A 21,608-nucleotide genomic window follows, 5' to 3' on the forward strand; every position below is an offset into this window, starting at 1 on the left:
TCTCCGTTACTTTCTTACTCCAGGTAGTCCTTCAGGTCTTTTAGTTTGCCAGTGAAATGGTTCAGCCTTTTTTTCTTCAGGCCAGACTTCGTTTAAATTGTCAGCATCATATACCCGTCCATTTTTTATGACATGAGTAAGTGTATTGGTATTTCTTATATTGTCTAATGGATTTTTTGCTAACACATTAATATCCGCCAGTTTTCCAGGTTCCAGACTCCCCAAATCTGTGTCTAATCCTATTGCTTCTGCTCCCAATATAGTTGCTATTCTTAGAGCATTATGGTTTTTCATTCCACCACTTGAAACCGCCCATAGTTCCCAATGAAAACCTAATCCTTGTAATTGGCCATGGCTTCCAATACCAGCTAATCCTCCTTTTTCTACTAACTGTTTTATAAATTCTGCATGTTTCTTAAATACATGTTCTTCATCCATAAACCAACCAGGTCTTCTTCTAGACTTTCTGGCTAGGTCTTCATAAGGTGTGAAATATTGGATTTTTGGATCACCCCATACATTTTCTCTAGAATAAAAGTAATTTTCTGCCCATGGACCTCCGTAGGATACCAATAAAGTTGGGGTTACTACCATTCTAGAATCAGCTACAGTTTTAGTGACATCGTCATAAATAGGATAGATTGGGAACGAATGTTCATGACCGGGATATCCATCCATAAGTTGTGTCATGTTTAATTTGAAATCCAGAGCTCCTTCTGTAGTTGGAATAAGTCTTAATTCTTTAGCAGCCATAATAATCCACTGTCGTTGTTGACGATTACCAACCATGTACATCTTTATGCTCTTCGTATTATAATATTCACTATACTGTTTTAATACATCTCTGGCATGATCGAGACTTTCTATTTGGTATTTCCAATATCCAACTCCTGGTCCAGTACTGTAAATTCTGGGTCCATGTATCATCCCAGCTTCTACCATGTCAGCATAAGTAAGGACATCGGTGGTTCCGGTTTGAGGATCTCTGGTGGTAGTAACTCCGTATGCAAGGTTTGCAGAATATGTCCACGCTTGATTTTTATGTACACCCCAATTTGGTCTCATATGAGCATGGGTATCTATGAATCCGGGTACTATGGTTTTTTCGGAGAGATCAATGGTTGTAATATTCTTTGGTAGAGAAAGTGTACCTGTTTTTCCGACTGCTTTTATTCGGTTATTCTCAATTAACAAATCTCCATTTTCTATAACTTCATTCCCCTTCATAGTAATAATACGAGCATTTTTTAAGAGTAGATTTCCATTAGGGGTATCCTTTTGATAGTTAATTTTTATTTTGAACTCATCAGCATAAAATCTAGCTTCTTTTTCGTCTTTAGTTTGTGTAGAATCTGAATTTTTATCCGTTTTTTTTAATTCTTCGACATTTTTTTTGACCTTAACGATGCTGTCATTAAACTTTTTACCTTTATCTAAATCGTATCGAAAATGACTTGACCCTAGTGACCAATGTACTTTTTTACTGTCTGAAGACCATTTTGGAAATTCTCCTCCCAAGGTTGTTAGTTTCATAGCAGGAAAAGAAGCGTTTTCTGGATTAGAAAGAGATATTTCAGGGGTTTTTCCATATTTTGGTATGGCAACAGTATAGATATCATTATTAATTAATGCTATTGCAGATTTACCGTCAGGAGCAATTACTATTTCTGAAGGTTTAGAAGCCTTTTTGTTTTCTGCCATTGCTTCATGTGAAGGTAATATATGATGATGGTCTTTATCGAAAGCATCTTGAGAACCATATGTAGTAATCCCAGTTAATTTTAAGTGCTCCTTTTCATCTGTCCCATCCCATCTAATAGACACTAAACCTTTCTCGCGATGACTAAGGTAGATGCGGTCATCTACTTTATTAAAATGTGGGAATTGTCTACCTTTTGATTTATCTATGATGTTAATATTTCCACCATTTGAAGGAATCCAAACTAAATCTTCTTGGGATCTGTCGGTGAGAGGACCAATTGCATCATCATAAGTTTGCGCAAACCCTCGATGAAACACAATTCTATTCGATAAATATGACCATGCCGGATTTGTGTATAAGCCAGGTACTTTAGTTAGTTGTTCTGGTTTTGGCCGCCCATTAACATTGACTTTATATAAGTGTCCGCCTCCGGGTTTCCAAGAAGTGAAAATAACATAATCTCCATCTGGAGACCAAGCGGGTTGAGCTTCTGTGTAATTATTATTTGTAATTCTTTTTGGAATACCATTTGGTAAATTCTGAATATACAATCTGTTTAACGCTGTAAAAGCTAATTTAGAACCGTCTGGTGATGGCACTGCATCTCTTATTTGAGTTATCAATGCATTTTTAGCGTCATCAATAGGGTATTTAAAATCTAATTTTGGGCCTAAATCAAGTTGAACATCGGCTTGAAATGGGATTTCTTTTGCAGAATTAGAGTCAAGTGATATTGCATATATTTTCCCTCCAAATGAGGTCACTAAATTTTTATTGTCTGGAGTAAATGACATGGCTGGAAGTACTCCTAAAGGGGCGACAGATTCTTGCTCATCTCTTTGAACAGGGTAGGCCAACCATCTTTCTTTTCCAGTTATTAAATCACGTAATATTAAACCGGTCTTGTCCTCAAAGCGTGTTCCGTATACCAACCATTTTCCATCATTCGATAGTGTAGGAGTAAACGCCGAACCATACCTCGAAGTAATAACTGCCATATCTCCATCTTCCATGTCATATGTCCCAATCTGATATTGAGGTAATTGTGCGTTATAATGCCAAGATCCTTGTCTTTGTGAGAAATACAATAATTTTCCATTGGCTCCAAATGCAGGGTCAATGGCTTTTAATTTTTCAGGTTTACTAAAAAGTTGACTACCGATTCCCTTTTCTTTATGTTTGTGATATATGTATAATTTGATGTTTCTTCTTCCTTTGGCACCAACAATATATTCTCCATCTCTTGTCCATTCGGCCGAAAAGAAATTATGTTTATTTTCTTTGGTAATTTGTTTTTCTTCTTTGGTTTCCAAATTAAGAGTCCAAATATTATCGGAACCACTTTTGTCAGAAATAAAAACTAAAGACTTACCATCTGGACTATATCTTGGGTGAACATCATAAGCCATACCTTTAGTGATTTGGGTAGCTTTTCCTCCAGCGATAGGAATAGTATAAATATCCCCCATTAGATCAAAAACAATAGTTTTTCCGTCTGGGCTTACATCTAAAGAAATCCATGTTCCTTGGTCTGTGGTAAATGAGATGGTTCTTTCTGGTTCTAACGGAAGTTCTTCGGTAGCTTTTTTAGTAGTGTCATTGTTTTCGATAGCAGTTTGAGCGATTAAAAACCAGGGAAAAAAAAGTAAACAAATTATTAGTGAGTTTCGAAAAGTAATTGAAAATTTCATTGACGATGAAAGTTGAGTTATCACAAATTATAAAAACTTGCAAAAGGTAGTTTATTTTTTTTTCATCAAATTATAAAGTAATGTTATAATATTTTCCGTTGTATCCTACAAAATTCTATTTCTTAACCATTTTTAGAAACGAATTCGCATCGCCATGAAATAAATCATAATCAATTTTACCTTGTGCACCTTCAAGCTTTTTACTATCTGTTCTTTGCCAAAAAGTCCAGCCTTGGTTTTTCCAGGTATAAGGAATTTTTGGAGTTTTGACTTTGGTGTAATCTGCGATCCAAAGCTTATATTTTGAGAATTCAGGATGTTTTAAGTATACATCTCCAAAAGTGGGATCACAATAAATAATGGGTTTGACACCCAGTTTTTCTTCTACAATTTTTAACCATAATAAAGTATTGGTTTCATATGTTCCTTTGTTTACTGAAGTTTTTATTCCAGCTTCTTCTAGATCTAATACGGGAGGCAAATCACCAGGAATCAGTTCTTTTACGGTATCTACAAAGTTTTGTGCCTGTTTTTTGGGGTCCATTCCAGTTACATAAAAATGATATGCTCCTCTATACAGACATTCTTTCCTAGCTGCTTCATGGTTTGTAGCAAATTTTGGATCCTGAAAATGTATTCCTTGAGTAGCCTTCATATATACAAAATTTACACCATCGGCTTTAATTTTGTTCCATTCAATATTTCCTTGAAAATGTGAAATGTCCATTCCTAAAATTGTAGGTTCGGTCTCAATTCGTTTTTTTTGTGTTGGACAAACGTCGGATTGCTCCTGTTTTTTTTCAGAAATTTCGTTTTTAGGATCTGTTTGACAAGAAGAGATCAGCAAGAAAACAGTTGTTATAGTAGTACATATCTTTTTCATGATATTAATAGTTAGGAGATAAGAGTATTTGGTTTATTTAAGGCCGGTTTTTATATCTTTTTCAAGGCTTTTTAAGTTGTTGAGTTGTTCAGTTCCTATGGTACTTAAGCCAGAGAAGTGGAAGAATTTTTTCAGTAAAAAACTCATAAAATAAAAATAGAGTAATGGTAAGATTAGAAAAAGAACAACCAAATTACTTACCATATTGATCATAAGTTTCATGAGTTCTTTTTTTCCTTCTTTCAGGACTTCAAAAGTTTCAGAAAACCCCTCTCCAACATCTACTCCTATATCTTCGACTTTATCTACTACAGCATCTTCAGCTTTTTTGAAAATGCTAATATCCTTATGCCCTTTCTTTTTGGCTTTTTCTAGTTGTTTTTGCTTTCTGGATTCTTGCTTTGTTTTGAGATGTTCTTTCTTCTCTTCGTATTTGTTCTTTATAGAAGCCAGATGCAATTGAAGATCTGATCCCAGGGTGAGTTCCATGCTTTTTGATACATAGTGAATCCCATTTACATAAATAGATAAGCCAGGATTAATAAGTAACATAATAATAAGTAGACGAATAGCTAGGAGACTATATTTTTTCCAAAATATACCTGCCAAAAAAATAAGAGGCAATATTTTGAATAGGAGAGATTTGCCCATGTTGGTAAGAATGGTCTGAATACCAATTACTATGTTGGCAAACGTTAGATAGTTAATAATCTTAGTAAAAATATCTTCTAGTTCTGTTGCTAGTCCCCCTACCAATGGGATATTAGAATGGTCTATGCTAGTGGCAATACTTTTTAATTCGAGCGCGATACCCAAACCGAGCATCATATCGCTATTAACATCAGATAAGAAGTCTATTGCTGGTTTTGACGGTATTGAAGTAAACCCCAAAATCACAAGTAGCAGCGTTATGATTATGGTCCAGATTTTATCTTTTTGAATAAGATTACGTAATGTTTGGTTAGTGCTCATTACAAATAGGTTTAAGAGTATATTGCTTGTTACCTAAAAGTATAAGTTTACCTAAAGAAATGAGTAAGAGTTTATACGTAAATTTTGAAAATAGGGATAATTACTAATAGTATCCTGGCGTTTGTTTTACCATAGCTTTATAGTTTTCATTCTACTTGAATTTATAACCCTTTAATATTGATTTCACTTAGGAAAAAGAATCAATAAAATCAATAGAAATGATAAAAGATCGATGTGCTAACTAATTTTTTCTGAAGGAATATTTCTTGTTGAGTTGAATGAATAGTAATGTTGTAATCTATTGAAAATTTAGATCTAATTACTTAGAGTGTGTAAAATTTCTATTTGAGCCCTTATAGATTTAGAACCTTTTGCATAAGTATTACTTTGCTCTTCATCTATGATTCTTGACTTTACAGTATCTTCAATTTGAAGTTGAACCACCTTTCTTATTTTTGAAAACACATCTTGATCTAGGATGGGAGTAATCACTTCGATCCTATGATCGAGATTTCGTGTCATCCAATCTGCAGAACCGATAAACATTTTCTCCTTTCCACCATTGGCAAATAAGTATACTCTGCCATGTTCTAAAAATCGATCGACGATACTAGTAACATAAATGTTTTCACTTTGCCCGGATATACCAGGAACCAGGCAGCAAATACCTCTTATGATGAGTCTTATGTTAACTCCTGCATTACTTGCTTGATATAAAAGATCTATCATTTCTTGATCCTGGAGACTATTTAATTTTAAGATGATATAGGCTTCATGACCTTCTGTGGCATTTTCTATTTCCTTTCTAATTAATGTTTCAAAAGTGGTTCTCGTTGAAAATGGAGAGATTAATAATTTTTTAGCTTTGGGAAGTATACTTTTTCCTTCCAAAAGTTGGAAAACCTGACCAAGCTCTGATGTTATTTTTTTATGTGCGGTCATTAATCCAAAGTCGGTATATATTTTGGATGTTTTTTCGTTAAAATTTCCAGTACTTATATAGCCGTAGTACTTAGGAGTTCCGTTTTCTATGCGTTCTATTAAAAGGATTTTTGAATGCACCTTTATGCCGGGGTAGCTATACATAACCTTTGCACCATTTTCTTCCAGAATTTTACCCCACCGAATGTTATTCTCTTCATCAAACCTAGCTTTGGTTTCAATAAAGACAAATACTTCCTTTCCATTTTTGGCTGCCTCCAAAAGAGCTTCTGCGACTCCTGATTGTTTGGCCACTCTGTAAAGCGTTACTTTTATTTTGGTGACGTTTTTGTCTTTTGAAGCCTGTTGAACCAAACTTAAAGCATCATCAAAAGATTCGTAAGGATAATACCGTAATCGATCTTTTTCTGCAATAGCTTCGAAAATAGTTTCAAAACCATACAACTCTTTATCAGTAATTAAAGGTAAATCATCTTCGGCTAGTTTTTTTGTAGTAGGATTGGGAAACCCAAAAAAGTCCTTGAAATTATGATAAGTACCACCAAATAAGACATCGGTTTCATTAGCGTCTAATATATCTTTAACCATGTTTAGTATATAAGAAGGCATTGACCGATCTACCAATAAACGTGTTACTTGTCCGGTATCTCGATTACCTAAAGAGTCTTTGATCTTTGTAAGTAAATCTCCAGAATATTCATTGTCAATATATAGTTCTGCATCTCTGGAAATTTTTATAGCGTAAAAATTAGAAGTACCATTTTCAGAATATATTTGAGGAAGATTATATTTTAATATATCATCTACAAAAGTGATAAAATGCTCATTATTCTCCTTGGGTAGTTCAATGAATCTGGAAGTGTCATCCGGTATTTTTACTATGATTAGATTAGAATTATTAGATAATGCAGTAAGATAGAGTTGTTCATTTTCAATAAATACAGTCTCTTTTCCTTCTTGGTTATTGATACTAATACTTAGTTTATGTTCAAGATGCTCCTTGAAATAGTTTTCTGCAAATTTTTTCTGTGATAATGAAAACTGATCATGGCTAATGAGGTGAATACCTTCTTTTTTAAGCAGAGGAAGAATTTGATTACTAAAAATAGCTCCAAACTCTTCTTGCTGCAGGTGCACCTGTTTTTTAATTTTTCTTAATAGCTTGTTAGGCTTGGTAATTAGTTTTTTACGTAAAGACTTGTCAAGATTTTTAATTTTTCTAATATCTGATACTCTTACTTTGAAAAATTCATCCAGATTAGAAGAAAAAATAGCAAGAAATTTTATACGATCATACAACAAATTTTTGTCATCATTAGCTTCTTGTAATACTCTATGATTAAAACGTAACCACGATAAATCTCTATTATAATATTTCTTAGATATTAATGCCATTTGTTGCCTTTTGAGTTCGGAATATAATTACTGTAGAGGGTTTGTTTTGCATGTTAGATGTGATGTTAATGTTATATTTAAGTAAAAAATAATTAAGTTTTCAAAGGGTATAACTTTTTGACTAGTTTTCCGATACTTAGTCCTTGTACTATAATTGAAAAAATAACAACCACATAGGTAATATAGAGTATAACCTCAGAGGATTTATTATCTGCTAAGCTCAGAGCGAGAGCAACAGAAATACCACCTCGTAACCCGCCCCAGGTTAGTACACTCACCGTTTTTATTGGGCTATCTTCTGTATGTTTTAGTAATGAATACGGTAAGAGTACCGAAATAAAACGAGCGACTAATACAATACATATGGTGATTACCCCTAGAGTAAGGTGTAAAGGATCATAATTTAATAAATGAATTGCTAAGCCTATAAGCACAAACAAAATTCCGTTAAATACATCATCTAGCACTTCCCAAATCTCATTTAGAAGTTTTCGGGTGGGTCCGGTATTACTCTTGATATTAAGTTTATTACCAATAATCATTCCAGCTACCACCATTGCTAATGGTCCCGAGACATGTAGTAATGAAGCCATAGAATAGCCACTCATTACTGTTGCTAAACTTATCATTACACAAAGTTGAGGGTTTTCTTTGACAGAATTAATGCTATAATATCCAATAAATCCAAGTGTGGTACCATATAACAATCCTCCTACAGCCTCTTCCAGAAATAACTTTCCGATTTCTGAACCAATGGAACTTTCTATGCCATGTTCACCCATACCTGCAAAAATTAATATACCAGAAAAAACTACCACACCTATACCGTCATTAAAAAGAGATTCTCCTTCAATTTTAATACCTAGACTTTTAGAAATGTTTGCTTTTTTAAGTATTGCCATTACAGCAATAGGATCCGTAGGAGAAATAAGTGCACCAAAGAGTAGACTGTCTAAAAACGGGATATCAACACCTATTGCGTTTGACACGAAAAATAATAGACCTCCAACAATAAATGTAGAAATAAGTACCCCCAAAGAAGCGAATAATATAATCGACCATTTCTCTTTAACGATATCCTCAATATTAACATGTAACGCTCCTGCAAACAATAAAAAACTTAGAATACCATCTAATAACAGTGTTTTAAAATCTGAATTGATGATGATATTACAAAAGAATGTATAGAAGTCGGGAACAATACTTTTACTTAGCGATATAATAATTATAGTAATTAAGCTCATAATCATCAAAGCAATAGTTGCTGGTAGTTTTAACCATTTATAATTGATAAAACTATAAAGTGCAGCTATAGAAAATATGATGCTGAATGATTGTAGCATGATTTAGGAAGTTTTTAATTTTAGTGCTACTTTTTGTAAGATTGAAATGCTTCGTTAAAAAAACGTACCCCAGTGTTACTATCTATACCATTTAAGGGTAAAACAGCTCCTTTAAAACCTTCATTTTTCCATTGTCCAGAGGATAAAGTATTAAAATTAGTGGTATCTACACTGTCATGACCACGATATGCACTGATATAAAAATAATAATCATCAATCATGGTGTCAGGAATTGCCATTCCTAAACCAATAGATATATCAGATTCATTTTTCAGAGGTGTAAATGCACCAGTATCAAAATGATGAGGCCAAATTCTAATCTCAGAAGTAAGATTGTTTTCATCAAGAAAACTTTGAATCACAGTGTTTGCTAGTACCCTATGATCTATTAATTTCTCTATTTTAAGGTCGTCCTTGAGCTCAAATACAAAATCATTTTTAATTTGGTAAGGAAGGTCATAATGCAAATTATAGGAGTATATGCCTAATCCACTTTGATTTGCCATTTGCCTTAGCCATTCTAATATCTCCAAATGAGATTTTCCATGTAGAGGAAATGAGGTAATTATATTTTGATCCTCCCATTCTAATACAAATAGTTTATAATTGAGATTTAGCTTTATGTTTTTGTTTCCTAGTTTTCTCGAGTATAGAGAAGAATTCTCAATAGAAAACCCAAGATTTGTATGGCTATCATCTTCTTTTTTTTCTATAAAGTTTATTCCTGCTGCAGCAAGGTATTGAGCAGCCAAATGCAATTGAGTCGTCATTTCTTTTAGTTTATTCTTGAATTCGTTTTCTAATAATTTCGATCTATGGGTACCAATGTATCATAAAACACCTGCGTAGTTGATACCTGTTAGTCGATGCATGTCATAATCAAAAGTTGTTAAGTCGTCAAAATTGAATTGTCGTATATCGTTGTGCCCACAGGATCTGGCGATTACTTTCATCAATTCTGTAGATGCTTCAAAATAATTTGCCAATTGCCTGGCCGAAGATTGTATCTTTAATCGTGCTCTTAGATGTTCCTTTTGAGTTGCCACTCCAACAGGACAGTTATTGGTATTACAGGCACGCATACCCACACAACCTACTGCTTGTATGGCAGCATTGGAGACAGCAATGGCATCAGCACCAAGCATCATTGCTTTAGCAAAATCTTCTGCTATTCGAAGTCCGCCCGTAATTACTAAGGTAACATCCTTAACACCATGTTGATCAAGAAATTTTCGGGCTCTTGCTAAAGCTGGGATTGTTGGGACATTAATATTGTTTCGCAAAACAGTTGGTGCAGCTCCGGTTCCACCTCCGCGCCCATCTAGAATGATATAATCTGCATCTGCTTCAAGAGCAAAGGCAATATCTTTTTCGATGTGACTTGCTGCTAATTTAAATCCAACAGGTATTCCCCCAGATACTTCCCGTACTTTATCTCCCCAATCTCTAAAATCTTTTACAGTAACAAGATTTGTAAAAGTAGCTGGAGATATAGCAGCTTCACCTTCATTGAGTCCTCGTACTGTGGCAATTTCGCCTTTTACTTTTTCTCCTGGTAGGTGTCCTCCAGTACCTGTTTTTGCCCCTTGTCCACCTTTAAAATGAAATGCTTGAACTTTTGGAACTCGATCCCAGGAAAAACCAAATCCGGCAGAAGCGTATTCCATAAAATACCTGGTGTTTTGTGCCTGCTCATCAGGCAACATTCCGCCTTCCCCAGAGCAAATTCCGGTTCCTGCCATTTCCGCACCAGCAGATAGAGCAATCTTGGCCTCCCGCGATAAAGCTCCAAAACTCATGTCACTCACAAATAGAGGAATGTCGAGCGTTAATGGTTTTTTTGCTCTTGGACCAATTACCACTTTTGTGGCTATTTCTTCATTATCTAGTAATGGTTTCTTTGCTAATTGAGCGGGTAAAAATTGAATGTTTTCCCATTTAGGGAGTGTATTTCGATCGACTCCCATAGCCTCTGTAAACCCATGGTGGCCTACTTTTTTTAGTCCATATTGAGCCAAATGCTTAATGTAATTCGTGTATGGCTCTGTATCTTCAGGGTGCGTATCGGCAAATGCACCTAGATATTCTTCCCTATTGAAAGGTTGAGGATGCTGAGTCAGATACAAATTAATTTCCTCTTCATCAACTAATACATCATTACCTTTTATTTGTGTAGTAAACTTGTGTAGTACTTCTTTATTATTGTATTCAGAAACTCCTGTGTCATATCGATAATCCCAGCCATGAACCCCACAAATTAAATTATCTCCATCAATGTGACCATCTGCCATCAAAGCACCCCGGTGTAGACAGCGACCGTAGAGTACAGAAATATCGTCGTCGTATTTAACAATTACTAGATCCAGACCATTTACAATGGCATGTGTTGGTGTTTTGGTTTCCAACTCGTTAATTTGTGCAATTACTACTGGTTTTTTCATATGTGTGAGCGTATGTTAAAAGTTTAATTCTTGACCTAAAAAGCAAATCCAACGGTAAACACAAATCGTGCACCATCTTCACTGCCGTAAAGTCCAGCATTGGCAGAAAACGTATCTAAACCGCTTATCCAGAATGTTCCGCCTACGGTAGTATGCCAGGTATCTGATTCGTCATCTTCAATCCAAATTCTACCATGATCGAAGCCCCCCGTTAAGCCATATTTTAGAGGGATAAAACTTGTTTTAAATTTACCTAGTTGCCATCTCAGGTCTATATTCTGGTATACAGCATATTTACCTGTAAAACGTTCATTTCTAAAACCTCTTAATCCATTATTACCACCTAATTGAGCTCCATGGTAAAATTCGAAATCATCCCCAAGGATGGCTTCGGCTCCTATTCGAGTGGCGAAAACAAGGTTGCCTTGTTTGGTTAGGCTGTGATCAATTGAAAAATAGGGCTCCACGTAGGCAAATTTATTTTCATTATCACCTCCATCTATATTGGCTTTGTACCCTAATGTAATTCCTGTATTTAAAGCAAATGTGGGAAAAGCCAAATCGTTTTTGTTTGCAAAGTGGTAGTGTGCTTCCGCACCGATGTAATTTTGTTTTTCAAATACATCATTATTAGCAGGTACAATATTGATGAATCGTCCTTCCGTATTCTCGACGTTAAAAGACTCGAATATGGGTTTAAAATAGAAGTTTCCTCCGTCTCTACCTCGCCAGATAAGAGAAACAGCAGCGCTTAATTTTTCTATTCGCGTTCTGTTGAAATCCAGATCAACGTCATCTCTTTCATATTCGGTATCGTTACCGAATCCAAAGAAATTAATAGCAAAGGTTGGACTATTGTATTCTGCTTCAACACCAAAATTCCAATTGTAAAAAATGTTTGAGAATTCGCCAGAGTATGAAATGTCGAAACCAGAAGAACCAGTATAATAGGATGCTCCTATAGATTGTTTATGTGTAAAAGGATTGCGCTGTAAGCCATATTGTGTAAATGTGTTAAGTACTCCAACTCTAAGCCCGTCATCTGGATTAAAGGCAAGTAATGGTAATACTTGATTTACATGATATCTTCTTTTTTTGTAATCATAATTATTGATATCGTAGGAGTCTACAAGCCACTTACGAGATTTCTTATTTATTATGGTGTTGTTTTTTGATTTATAGTCATACAACTTAATTTTTCTGGTATTTTTAAAATCGTAAGTGTCATTTTTTCTTCCTCCCATAACACGTATCATGATGGGTTGATCTCCATCACCATCGACAGTAAATGAATCATTTCCGTTCAATCCATATAACCATATTTCTTTGGTTTCTTCTTTAGAAAACGTTCGATCAAAAATCCCTAGATCTTTGCGTTGTATCTTGATAGAAGTTTTTCCATTAGGGAGTCGGGTTACTAAAAATTTGTCATTTTTCTGGGTTCCTACTACGACTTCGAATTTGTTGATGTAGAGGTAATATGCCCTTGCGATATTTTCTAGGTTGGCACGTCTTCCTTTAAGTTTTGATTTAATTTCTTCAATTGTTTGTCCTTTTACTTCATCTGGTAATGATGCAAAAGCTTTTTCAATTACTTCATCGTTGAGGTTGTCTTGTATGTACTTAATTTCTTTTTGCCAATCGCTCCAGTTAGATTTATTGATGAAAGTGAGATCAAGTGGGTAAGGTTCAAAATTAAACCATTTTGTATTTGGCAACTCCTCATCAAAAGATTGCATCATTCTAATAAAAGGAACAGCAAAACGTAAAAAAGAAAGAACACTACCATCAAAAATAGAAAAAGCTTGATCTCGGTCGCGCGGTATAGGTTTGCAAATTTCTGTACCATCGGGATTTTCAAATCGTGCCCAGCGCCATTGGTCTTCATGTCGATCCCAGTCACCAATAAGCATATCGAATAGTCTGGCTCTTATGTATGATGGTTCATCAACAATAGACTTTCCTGTTTTCCTTATTTCACGAAGTACATCATCTGTGCTGAGAATATCTTTGGGTTTACCAAAACTTTCAAGATCACTTTGATTAGAGGCTACTCGTTCTTCTATCATATACAATTCATCACCATATTCATCATTATATATACCTAAAGGTTCTTGCTTTGGGACATAATATAATTTGGGGTTTGTATGGTAAACATCTGCAGCATCTGCCAACTTACCCACAGCAAAAGGGGTATAAGGATGGGCGGTTGTATAGAAATCTAGTAAAAAACGATCTGCAAAACTTTCTTGTAAATCTTCTTCTACATATTTATCTTGAAATGCAGTAGCCTGTAAAAATTTTATGGCACTTTTTCTTAGAGCTCGCATTACAAACTCTTTTCCATCTTTATCTTTTAATCTAAGTGACTTAGATTGATGCCCACCACCACGTCGAATGGGCTTTAGCCCACCATAAAGTGTATCTAGAAATGCGACGGGTGCTTCTACCGGTGTACTGTAGAATTTTCTATAGTGGTCTCCCCATAGTCCGCGATATAACTTCCCTTTTGTCGTTTCTTCTGTACTATATACTGAGGATTTTTTTGTGTTTTCAAAGCCATTTCTGGGTTCGAAATTGTATCGTACGGTATTACTAATCCCAGAAAAAACAGTATGTGTATGTATAGGTTGTTTGGTATTCTCATTGTAAAAAGAAACCGTTGCTTTACCATCACTAAAAATATCTAGTTTGGCATATCCGGTTTGTGACGAACCAAAGTCGTCTTTCATGATGGATCCAATATTCTGGGTAGTGCCTACAGCTCCACTTATGATTTGCGGGACATTGTATTTGTTGATGTATTGTAGGTTTTGATCCTTACCAGATACGAAAATTACATTTTCTTTTTGACGTGTTAATGTAAGCAGTTTATTGCGAAGGATTGTATATTGTTTGTTTTGAAAATCCTGTGTAGAAGTGCCTCCTGTTTTTGCAATGAGTCCAGCCTTAGTATTCGAAAAAACGGGATGATGAATAGCAACTATTTTAATTTTATCTTGATTTTTTTTTAGAATGCTTTCAAATTCATCAAAAAACTGGGTTCTGTTTTGAATATCACAATTGTCATTGATATAAATATTTTTATCCCAATCTTCTAAAAACCATTGAGAGTCAATAGCTATTAAAACTGCTTGGTCTGAAAGATCTTTTTTCTTAATCGGACAACCATCATCTGGATAGTATTTTGCACTACTATTATCTTGTATGAATGTTTCTATTCTCTTTACATTTTTGTAACCAGACACTTTCCATTCATTATATCCTGGGGTAAGAATAATTTGACCATTAAAATCTGAAATAACATCTAGTTGTTTGCCAACTGTGGTTCGAGTTGAATTCTCTTTAATACTACTAGGATCAGCGGTGTTCCCTACGAGTAAAAGCGTATTGTTTTCTTGTTGTTCCGAAGCACTTACTATTTGTTGTAATACTTCTAGGTCCATGTCTTTACTGGTATTGGCAGTAATGAAAATAGAGTTTTTTAATTCTTGGCTCTGAATTTGTGAAGCGTAAAAAATTAAAAAGAGTATTGTGATGATTTTTGAAGGTGTGAATTTCATAAATATGATGTGTTTTAAACTTAGGTTGGTATGGGCTCTTTAAGAATAGAAATATATTGTGTGTTGTAATCAATAATACTGTCTTTTCTTAATTGACTCATTACATTGCTTACGGTTTGTCTAGAGGTATTTGTGAGGTTAGAAATGTCTTTGTGTGATAATAAATTTTTGGCAACTATTTTATGGCCTTCTTCCTCTCCGAACTCAAGAATATAATCTTTGATAAAATCTGAAATTCTTGAAGCACTATCCTTATATAATAAATCTCGAAGTCGTCTTTCTAGTTTTTTAATACGTAATCCGTAGATTTTCAGAATTCCATTTTTAAGAGATTTGTGTTTCTCCATTAGTTTTTCCATTCTATGTGCCTCGATATAACATATAATACTATCTTCGAGAGCAATGGCTTTTTCATGGGTACTTTGATTGGTGTCTTGTAAACTGAGTTCTCCAAAAATATTTCCTTTTTTTACGATATACTTTACCGTATCACTTTTGCTATCTATAATTTTTACAGTTCCCTTTTTTAGAAAAAAAATGCTTTTATCTTGTTGGTTTGACAAGTCGATAACCTCTCCTTTGTCAATATTGTCCATCTCCAAAATTTCGCACATACGCATCATGGTAATTCTTCCAAGTTTATTGAAGAGGTTAAAATTTTCAAGGAACCAGTATTTGGTATACGTATTCAACAGGGAATTAGGTTTACGCGATTAGTATTGTTAAAAATAATGAATTTTGTCAATACCTTAGAGGCGTTAATTTTAGGAAACTTACTTTACACGACAAAAAACATTAAATTTTTGTCCAGGATAATATATAAAAGTAGAAACCCCTTATAGAAATAACATAAGGGGTTTTTTGAATATTCAAGATTACTTCTGTTTATTTTCCTAGCATAAGTAGCTCATTGCATACTACCTCGGTTATATATCTTTTAGTGCCTTTATCGTCTTCATAACTCCTGGTTGTAAGCTTGCCTTCAATAGCAACTTCCTGCCCTTTAGTTACGTATTTTTCGATAATCTCAGCGGTCTTACCCCATGCTACAATATTATGCCATTGCGTATCGGTTACTTTATCACCTGTTTTATTATAATAGTAATCATTAGTGGCGATAGAAAATTTGGCTAGTTTTTTGCCAGATTCTAGGTTTACAATTTCAGGCTCTTGTCCTAAGTTTCCAATCAACTGTACTTTGTTTTTAAGCGTGTTCATAATTTTAGTTTTTCGTTAAACAATTGATACTATCGAGTTCTTATGTTTCGACAATGCAAACCTAAGCGAGACATAAAGTAAGATTCGGTTAGGAAGTAATTAATTTCGTTTGTAAACATTTGTAGTCGTTTAAAAAACTTTAAAATATTGCTAATTAATATTTTAGTAATTTGTTCTTGATGACTTACTCTTAATCTTAAAATGTTTATTTTTAAAAGATGAACAATAGTTAGTGTCAAAATCTGATAGTTTTACTTTAGTTCAATCATTTATTTTGAAGACTTATATCTAAAATTTCAGTGATGAAAAATGAAGAGAAAATAATGACACTACATCCTCAGGGAAAGCAAGGGGTAAATATTTTGAAAAGAAGATATGATCTTATAAAGTCATTTATTCTAAAAACTATTGAAGAGCACAAAGAAATATCATTTTCAGATTTAACAGACTTGGCAGTAGATACACTATCTAGCACTTTTGACGGGAAAGTGGTCTGGTATATTGTAACGGTTAAGTTAGATTTGGAAGCTAGGCAAATTATAGAGAGAATCCCCAAAACCAGTCCGCATAAATTGCGTCTTAAAATATAAATCGTATTTCAGGGTAACGAACATAAATTAAAATCAATTGAAAGAATATATTATACTTCTGCATGGGGCATTAGGGACTAAGCAACAGCTAGAGGGGCTTAAGCACCTTCTTTCTGAACAATTTGAGGTACATACTTTTAACTTTGATGGTCATGGAGGTATGGCAATAGAAAAGAGTTTCTCTATTGATCTGTTTGTGGACAATACCTACTCTTATATCAAAACACAAAAGCTGGAAAAGGCCATTGTTTTTGGATACAGTATGGGAGGTTATGTTGCGTTGCGCTTAGCTAGTAAGTATCAAGATTTAGGACTTAAAATTTTGACTCTTGGAACCAAGTTTGATTGGACCCCTGATTTTGCTCAACAGGAAATACGAATGCTAAATCCAGATAAAATTGAAGAAAAGGTGCCAAAATTTGCACACTATCTTGCCAGTTTACATACTGTAGATCAATGGAAAGAAGTTGTGGTGCAAACTGCAAATATGATGCGTCAACTAGGGAATGCTCCTAAGTTGGGTGATCATGATCTCAAGAATATTGCATCTACCGTTGTTATTATGGTAGGAGGCAAGGATACTATGGTTACTCAAGAAGAGTCTAAAAGAATATGTGATGTATTACCTAATGCTCATTTTAAGGTAATTGATGAATTTCATCATCAAATAGAAAAAATAAATAAACAAGAGTTAGCTCAAATTATTTTGGATGTAATAAAAAAAATGAAGTAGGGGGGTAGGGTATCTTCTATTTCATTCGTTACACATGTACAAAGTAATAATCTGTAATAATTTGAGAAGTTTGAGGGACAAATAAATTTCTTTAAAAACAGATGGATTATTAAGATGGAAAGATATCCTCTTTCCATCTTTTTTGTTTTGAAACCATACGATATTGCCATTCTAGTGATACTAGAATCCGTTTTTAGATAAATTTGTGTTAGGGATCCTGGATTCACATTGTGATAAACAATTTGAATCTGGGGTGGCAATTTATTCGCAATTAATCTATCAATTGCAGTATTGAAGATTCATCGGTAATCTCGGTCGTGTTATATTTTAATCGCCAACCTAAAGAATTTGTAAGAATATAGATTTTCTGAAGCTCGCTCAGTAAACGATTTTGTGAATTGGTGATCAATGAAGATGTTTGGACCTTTTTCTCCAGTTGTAATATTACTTTTTTTCTAATCGTATTATGATCCTTTGGAGCAAATTTGTTTAGAAATCCCGGTATAAGACTGTGATATTTAATATCAGGATTAATATCAATTTCTGGTTCGGGAATTTTGGTTATGGTAACTGTTTTGTTATCCTTGTTTATGATGTAATCTATTTTGCTAAGGTCATACGATACTTGTACCTTGGCGTTAACTACCACTACTGCCGCTTTTTGAGAAGTAAACATGTCTAAGTAATATTTCTTAGCATCTTTATAGGTGATCACTTCGGCAAAATGACCTTCGGTTACTACGAGTTTACCCACATTTTTCATTTGGGTCAAAATTAGGTTTGAGGATTCTAATTCTGTTTCCTTGAGTTGAGATCGATCTATAAAATATTTAATCCCAAATGCCAGTAAAGCCATAAGCAGGGCGCCAAGTAAAAAATTACGCATAGGTTGTTAAGTATCTAGTAATGTATAAATGTACATAAAAAAATAGCCCTTCTAAAAAGAAAGGCTATTTGAGTAAGTAAGAATACTTTTATTGTCCTCCTTGTGGAGGGTATTTTTCAAGAATTGCCGAAACAATCTCATTCATTTTTTCCTGTTTTCTATCTACATTTTTGGTTAATGCAGAAGTACCCATTCCTTGCCAGATTAGTTCTTTTTTAGAAGCATCGATAAGGTCGATGTATAAAGTACCTTCGGTTACTCTAGATACCGAATTATAGTTTGGTCCCCAAAACCATGGGTTCCAACCCCATCCATAACCCCAACCAGGGCCCCAGCCCCAGCCAAAATTGTTTTGAAACACCTGAATATTCTCTTTGGTCTTTGTAAATATACTTACCAATACATCTGGATTAGAAGATTTGGTAAATCCTTTGGCGGTCATATCGGCTTCGATAGCTCTTAGAATTCGCTTTTTATCCAAATCGCTAATATCAGCTTTGTCGATACCAGGTTTGTAAAAAGCGAAGCTTTTGTATGAATTAAAATTTGCCTTCTTATCATAATCCGAAGCTACTCTCACAGTGGTACAGGAGCTAAGGGTGATGATAAGGATTAATGATAATAGTGAAAAAAATTTCATAATCCCTGATTTTTATAGATTTAACAACAACTTACGTAGGAAAATACACCACAATAATCATACCATATATCCTATGATATTGGGACTATTTTTTTGAATAGCTATTTGTTTTTTTATCATAGCCATATGGGCAATGCCTACAACCACTCTCGCAACAATATCCTCTTCTAAGATGATACTGTTCGGTAAAACATCGATACCCCTCGGGGGTGATATAATAATCTCCTTCTTTTGGAGTTATTATTTTTCTAGAACCGTTCATATTATACAAAAATAAGTATCTTGCAGGTATATGCCAGTTGTTGTTAACAAATATTTGATAGGTCGTCATTTTGTAGGTATTGCATTATGGCCTTTTATCGTAGTAAAAGATTCTTTTCTTAAGCATGATGAATCTTTTATAAACCATGAGCGAATTCATTTGAGACAGCAAGCAGAATTACTGGTTTTACCTTTCTATCTTATATACCTAATCGAATACGTTTTAAGGCTTATAATTTACCGTAATTCACAACAAGCGTATAGAAATATCTCTTTCGAAAGAGAAGCCTATGAGAATGAAGAGAATTTGGAGTACCTTAAAAAAAGGAGGCCCTGGAGCTTTATAAAATATCTATAATTTTATTTTTTAGTTTAGTTGTGTGTGGTTTTTACATCATATAGAATGACCTCTGCAGATTGAGTATAATCGTCGTCCCATTTAAAGTAATTTCCAGTTTTGAAATAATTCTCATATCGATAACCATTACCCACATAATCATAAAGTTCAACAAACTCGGTTTCTATATTTTTAGTATTACAAATAAGTTTGTAGAGTAATTTTCCATCTTCAATTTTTAAGAAAATAGTGAATTTTTCAAATTCTACTCGTCCGATGTTCACTTTTGCATCTCCCTGGCTCGTCCATTCACCGCTTTCTGGTTTTTGGTAATATTCTATCACTATATCCCCATCATACCACTGTACTTTAACAGTAGCAGGAGAATTTTGTAGTCCTAGTGCTTCATTCTTGATCCCATGTATTTGCGCTACATAGGTTTGCTTGTTTCCATCACAGTGATTTACTTTTAAGGTAGATTCCATGAGGTGAGTACCAGTTTCCATAGACCAATTGTCTGTAGTAGTCTGATTTCCTCTCCAATATTCTCGTAACTCTGTACGGCAGTATTTTTTTTGATCTAAAGGGTACTCTCCAGAAGTTGTGTATCCTGTAAATTTTGTAAAAAAAGTATAACTCCCATCTTCGTTTTTGTCAAAGTAAGTACGTTCTTCTTCGGTTAAATCGTCATTCTCTATAGCTTGGTAATAAATAGAGGTTGCTTTTCCGTTACCACGATCAATAGGCACAGACAAATACCAGTTTTTCCAAGTGATACTGGCTCGTTCTTCCTGTTCTTCTTCGGTTTCCTCCTCTTCCTGCTCTTCTTCGGGTTGTTCTTCTTCTGAGGTGTCAGGGTCTGGATCAGGTTCTTCAGATGTCGGTGGTTGTGTTGTGATTTCTTCCGTGTCAGAAGAATCGCAACTGGTAGTGACAGAGGTGAAAAATCCGAACAAAAAACAGATACATAAGAACTTTAGGGTTTTCATAGCTAAAACAAAATTGGTTGACCAAAATTAATAAAAAAATAATTAACCTTAATTTTACCCCAAATATCAACTGTTATCATGCATATATTTTCATTAGATACCATTAGTTCTGAAAATCAATCAATTGTTAGTCCTGAGCTTGACAGGGCACAAGTTTCAATGACTATAAAACGGGAAGATTTGATTCATGATACAGTTTCAGGAAATAAATTCAGAAAGTTAAAATACAGCCTTTTACAGGCCAGATCTGAAGGATATAAGACTATTTTGACTTTTGGTGGTGCTTTTAGTAATCATATTGCAGCTACTGCTGCTGCAGGAAAAATGATGGGTTTAAAGACGATAGGGGTGATTCGTGGTGATGAACTGGGTGAAAATTTAAACAATACTTTACTTCAAAATGATACCTTAAAATTTGCTAGTGACGAGGGAATGCAATTTAAATTTGTAGCTCGCGATGCTTATCGACAAAAAACATCGACTAAATTTCTGGAGGAGCTAAAAGCTGAGTTTGATGATTTTTACCTAATTCCCGAAGGAGGTACCAACGATCTGGCGATAAAAGGTTGCGAAGAAATATTAACTTCTAGTGACGCTTCTTATGATGTCATTTGTTGTGCAGTGGGTACTGGAGGTACAATTTCGGGATTGATAAATGCCTCTCAACAGCATCAAAAAGTATTAGGCTTTCCAGCACTGAAGGGAGATTTTCTTACATCAGAAATAAAAAAAAATACCCCAAAAAGTAATTGGGAACTTATATCTGACTATCATTTTGGGGGTTATGGTAAAATAAATGAGGAACTTATAGAGTTTATAAATACATTTAAGACAGAACACGGTATTTTACTAGATCCTGTATACACCGGAAAGATGCTTTTTGGAATTTTTGATCGTATTAGAAAAGGTGTTTTTCCAAAAAATACTCGTATTTTAGCCGTGCATACCGGAGGGTTACAAGGTATTGCCGGGATGAATAAAAAATTAATGAAAAAGAAGCTACCCCTTATTACAATTTGAAG

The 21,608-nt window shown here is 34.4% G+C and carries 18 protein-coding genes; 4 read left to right on the forward strand and 14 right to left on the reverse strand.

Going from position 1 to position 21,608, the window contains the following annotated elements; genetic code table 11:
* Positions 1-6 precede the first annotated feature (6 nt).
* The 10 genes from M0D21_RS07630 to M0D21_RS07675 all read right to left on the reverse strand — a co-directional run bounded on the left by M0D21_RS07630 (position 7) and on the right by M0D21_RS07675 (position 16,150).
* A complete protein-coding gene (locus M0D21_RS07630; protein WP_248328026.1) occupies positions 7-3,393 on the reverse strand; it encodes an amidohydrolase family protein in 3,387 nt (1,128 codons plus the stop codon).
* A 115-nt stretch (positions 3,394-3,508) separates the two neighbouring features.
* The gene (locus M0D21_RS07635) at positions 3,509-4,276 is read right to left on the reverse strand and encodes a glycoside hydrolase family 25 protein (RefSeq protein WP_248328028.1); all 768 of its coding nucleotides are present in this window, start codon (positions 4,274-4,276) and stop codon (positions 3,509-3,511) included.
* 33 nt (positions 4,277-4,309) lie between these two features.
* A complete protein-coding gene (locus tag M0D21_RS07640; protein ID WP_248328030.1) occupies positions 4,310-5,248 on the reverse strand; it encodes a hypothetical protein in 939 nt (312 codons plus the stop codon).
* A 315-nt stretch (positions 5,249-5,563) separates the two neighbouring features.
* Positions 5,564-7,585: a polyphosphate kinase 1 gene (gene ppk1, locus M0D21_RS07645; protein ID WP_248328032.1), complete on the reverse strand. Its 2,022-nt coding sequence runs from the start codon at positions 7,583-7,585 to the stop codon at positions 5,564-5,566.
* A 92-nt stretch (positions 7,586-7,677) separates the two neighbouring features.
* Positions 7,678-8,928, reverse strand: coding sequence for a cation:proton antiporter (locus tag M0D21_RS07650; protein WP_248328034.1), 1,251 nt, complete (start codon positions 8,926-8,928; stop codon positions 7,678-7,680).
* 26 nt (positions 8,929-8,954) lie between these two features.
* Complete coding sequence (locus tag M0D21_RS07655; protein WP_248328037.1) at positions 8,955-9,698, reverse strand: hypothetical protein; 744 nt, start codon at positions 9,696-9,698, stop codon at positions 8,955-8,957.
* Between the two features lie 60 nt (positions 9,699-9,758).
* Positions 9,759-11,369: a glutamate synthase-related protein gene (locus M0D21_RS07660; protein WP_248328039.1), complete on the reverse strand. Its 1,611-nt coding sequence runs from the start codon at positions 11,367-11,369 to the stop codon at positions 9,759-9,761.
* A gap of 35 nt (positions 11,370-11,404) precedes the next feature.
* Complete coding sequence (locus M0D21_RS07665) at positions 11,405-14,932, reverse strand: metallophosphoesterase family protein (RefSeq protein WP_248328041.1); 3,528 nt, start codon at positions 14,930-14,932, stop codon at positions 11,405-11,407.
* A gap of 20 nt (positions 14,933-14,952) precedes the next feature.
* Positions 14,953-15,546 (reverse strand): Crp/Fnr family transcriptional regulator, encoded by a 594-nt coding sequence (locus tag M0D21_RS07670; RefSeq protein WP_248328043.1) that lies wholly within the window; start codon positions 15,544-15,546, stop codon positions 14,953-14,955.
* Between the two features lie 271 nt (positions 15,547-15,817).
* Entirely contained in the window at positions 15,818-16,150 is a 333-nt protein-coding gene (locus tag M0D21_RS07675; protein WP_248328045.1) for a single-stranded DNA-binding protein, read from the reverse strand.
* Positions 16,151-16,452: 302 nt separating this feature from the next.
* On the opposite strand from M0D21_RS07675, the gene M0D21_RS07680 reads away from it, so the two are divergent.
* Together M0D21_RS07680 and M0D21_RS07685 are read left to right on the forward strand one after the other, a co-directional pair.
* Entirely contained in the window at positions 16,453-16,740 is a 288-nt protein-coding gene (locus M0D21_RS07680) for a DUF6958 family protein (protein ID WP_248328047.1), read from the forward strand.
* 37 nt (positions 16,741-16,777) lie between these two features.
* Positions 16,778-17,473, forward strand: a complete 696-nt coding sequence (locus tag M0D21_RS07685) for an alpha/beta fold hydrolase (RefSeq protein ID WP_248328049.1) — start codon at positions 16,778-16,780, stop codon at positions 17,471-17,473.
* A 271-nt stretch (positions 17,474-17,744) separates the two neighbouring features.
* On the opposite strand, the gene M0D21_RS07690 is transcribed toward M0D21_RS07685, so the two are convergent.
* The 3 genes from M0D21_RS07690 to M0D21_RS07700 form a co-directional block, all read right to left on the reverse strand.
* On the reverse strand, positions 17,745-18,359 hold the full coding sequence (locus M0D21_RS07690; RefSeq protein WP_248328051.1) for a DUF4230 domain-containing protein: 615 nt from the start codon (positions 18,357-18,359) through the stop codon (positions 17,745-17,747).
* Positions 18,360-18,447: 88 nt separating this feature from the next.
* Positions 18,448-18,999, reverse strand: coding sequence for a DUF4136 domain-containing protein (locus M0D21_RS07695; protein ID WP_248328053.1), 552 nt, complete (start codon positions 18,997-18,999; stop codon positions 18,448-18,450).
* A gap of 85 nt (positions 19,000-19,084) precedes the next feature.
* On the reverse strand, positions 19,085-19,261 hold the full coding sequence (locus M0D21_RS07700; protein WP_248328055.1) for a DUF5522 domain-containing protein: 177 nt from the start codon (positions 19,259-19,261) through the stop codon (positions 19,085-19,087).
* Positions 19,262-19,291: 30 nt separating this feature from the next.
* On the opposite strand from M0D21_RS07700, the gene M0D21_RS07705 reads away from it, so the two are divergent.
* Positions 19,292-19,618 (forward strand): hypothetical protein, encoded by a 327-nt coding sequence (locus M0D21_RS07705; RefSeq protein WP_248328057.1) that lies wholly within the window; start codon positions 19,292-19,294, stop codon positions 19,616-19,618.
* Between the two features lie 14 nt (positions 19,619-19,632).
* On the opposite strand, the gene M0D21_RS07710 is transcribed toward M0D21_RS07705, so the two are convergent.
* Positions 19,633-20,586 carry a polysaccharide lyase family 7 protein gene (locus M0D21_RS07710; RefSeq protein WP_248328059.1) on the reverse strand — a complete coding sequence of 318 codons (954 nt, stop codon included), beginning with the start codon at positions 20,584-20,586 and terminating at the stop codon, positions 19,633-19,635.
* A 78-nt stretch (positions 20,587-20,664) separates the two neighbouring features.
* On the opposite strand from M0D21_RS07710, the gene M0D21_RS07715 reads away from it, so the two are divergent.
* On the forward strand, positions 20,665-21,606 hold the full coding sequence (locus M0D21_RS07715) for a 1-aminocyclopropane-1-carboxylate deaminase/D-cysteine desulfhydrase (protein WP_394802451.1): 942 nt from the start codon (positions 20,665-20,667) through the stop codon (positions 21,604-21,606).
* The last annotated feature ends 2 nt before the right edge of the window (positions 21,607-21,608 follow it).

The organism is Aquimarina acroporae, from assembly GCF_023195925.1.
GTDB classification, from domain to species: domain Bacteria; phylum Bacteroidota; class Bacteroidia; order Flavobacteriales; family Flavobacteriaceae; genus Aquimarina; species Aquimarina acroporae.

Coding starts and splice junctions, on each gene's coding strand:
- M0D21_RS07630 (WP_248328026.1), bottom strand. CDS start 3,393: ATGAAATTTTCAATTACTTTTCGAAACTCACTAATAATTTGTTTACTT.
- M0D21_RS07635 (WP_248328028.1), bottom strand. CDS start 4,276: ATGAAAAAGATATGTACTACTATAACAACTGTTTTCTTGCTGATCTCT.
- M0D21_RS07640 (WP_248328030.1), bottom strand. CDS start 5,248: ATGAGCACTAACCAAACATTACGTAATCTTATTCAAAAAGATAAAATC.
- ppk1 (WP_248328032.1), bottom strand. CDS start 7,585: ATGGCATTAATATCTAAGAAATATTATAATAGAGATTTATCGTGGTTA.
- M0D21_RS07650 (WP_248328034.1), bottom strand. CDS start 8,928: ATGCTACAATCATTCAGCATCATATTTTCTATAGCTGCACTTTATAGT.
- M0D21_RS07655 (WP_248328037.1), bottom strand. CDS start 9,698: ATGACGACTCAATTGCATTTGGCTGCTCAATACCTTGCTGCAGCAGGA.
- M0D21_RS07660 (WP_248328039.1), bottom strand. CDS start 11,369: ATGAAAAAACCAGTAGTAATTGCACAAATTAACGAGTTGGAAACCAAA.
- M0D21_RS07665 (WP_248328041.1), bottom strand. CDS start 14,932: ATGAAATTCACACCTTCAAAAATCATCACAATACTCTTTTTAATTTTT.
- M0D21_RS07670 (WP_248328043.1), bottom strand. CDS start 15,546: ATGTGCGAAATTTTGGAGATGGACAATATTGACAAAGGAGAGGTTATC.
- M0D21_RS07675 (WP_248328045.1), bottom strand. CDS start 16,150: ATGAACACGCTTAAAAACAAAGTACAGTTGATTGGAAACTTAGGACAA.
- M0D21_RS07680 (WP_248328047.1), top strand. CDS start 16,453: ATGAAAAATGAAGAGAAAATAATGACACTACATCCTCAGGGAAAGCAA.
- M0D21_RS07690 (WP_248328051.1), bottom strand. CDS start 18,359: ATGCGTAATTTTTTACTTGGCGCCCTGCTTATGGCTTTACTGGCATTT.
- M0D21_RS07695 (WP_248328053.1), bottom strand. CDS start 18,999: ATGAAATTTTTTTCACTATTATCATTAATCCTTATCATCACCCTTAGC.
- M0D21_RS07700 (WP_248328055.1), bottom strand. CDS start 19,261: ATGAACGGTTCTAGAAAAATAATAACTCCAAAAGAAGGAGATTATTAT.
- M0D21_RS07705 (WP_248328057.1), top strand. CDS start 19,292: ATGCCAGTTGTTGTTAACAAATATTTGATAGGTCGTCATTTTGTAGGT.
- M0D21_RS07710 (WP_248328059.1), bottom strand. CDS start 20,586: ATGAAAACCCTAAAGTTCTTATGTATCTGTTTTTTGTTCGGATTTTTC.
- M0D21_RS07715 (WP_394802451.1), top strand. CDS start 20,665: ATGCATATATTTTCATTAGATACCATTAGTTCTGAAAATCAATCAATT.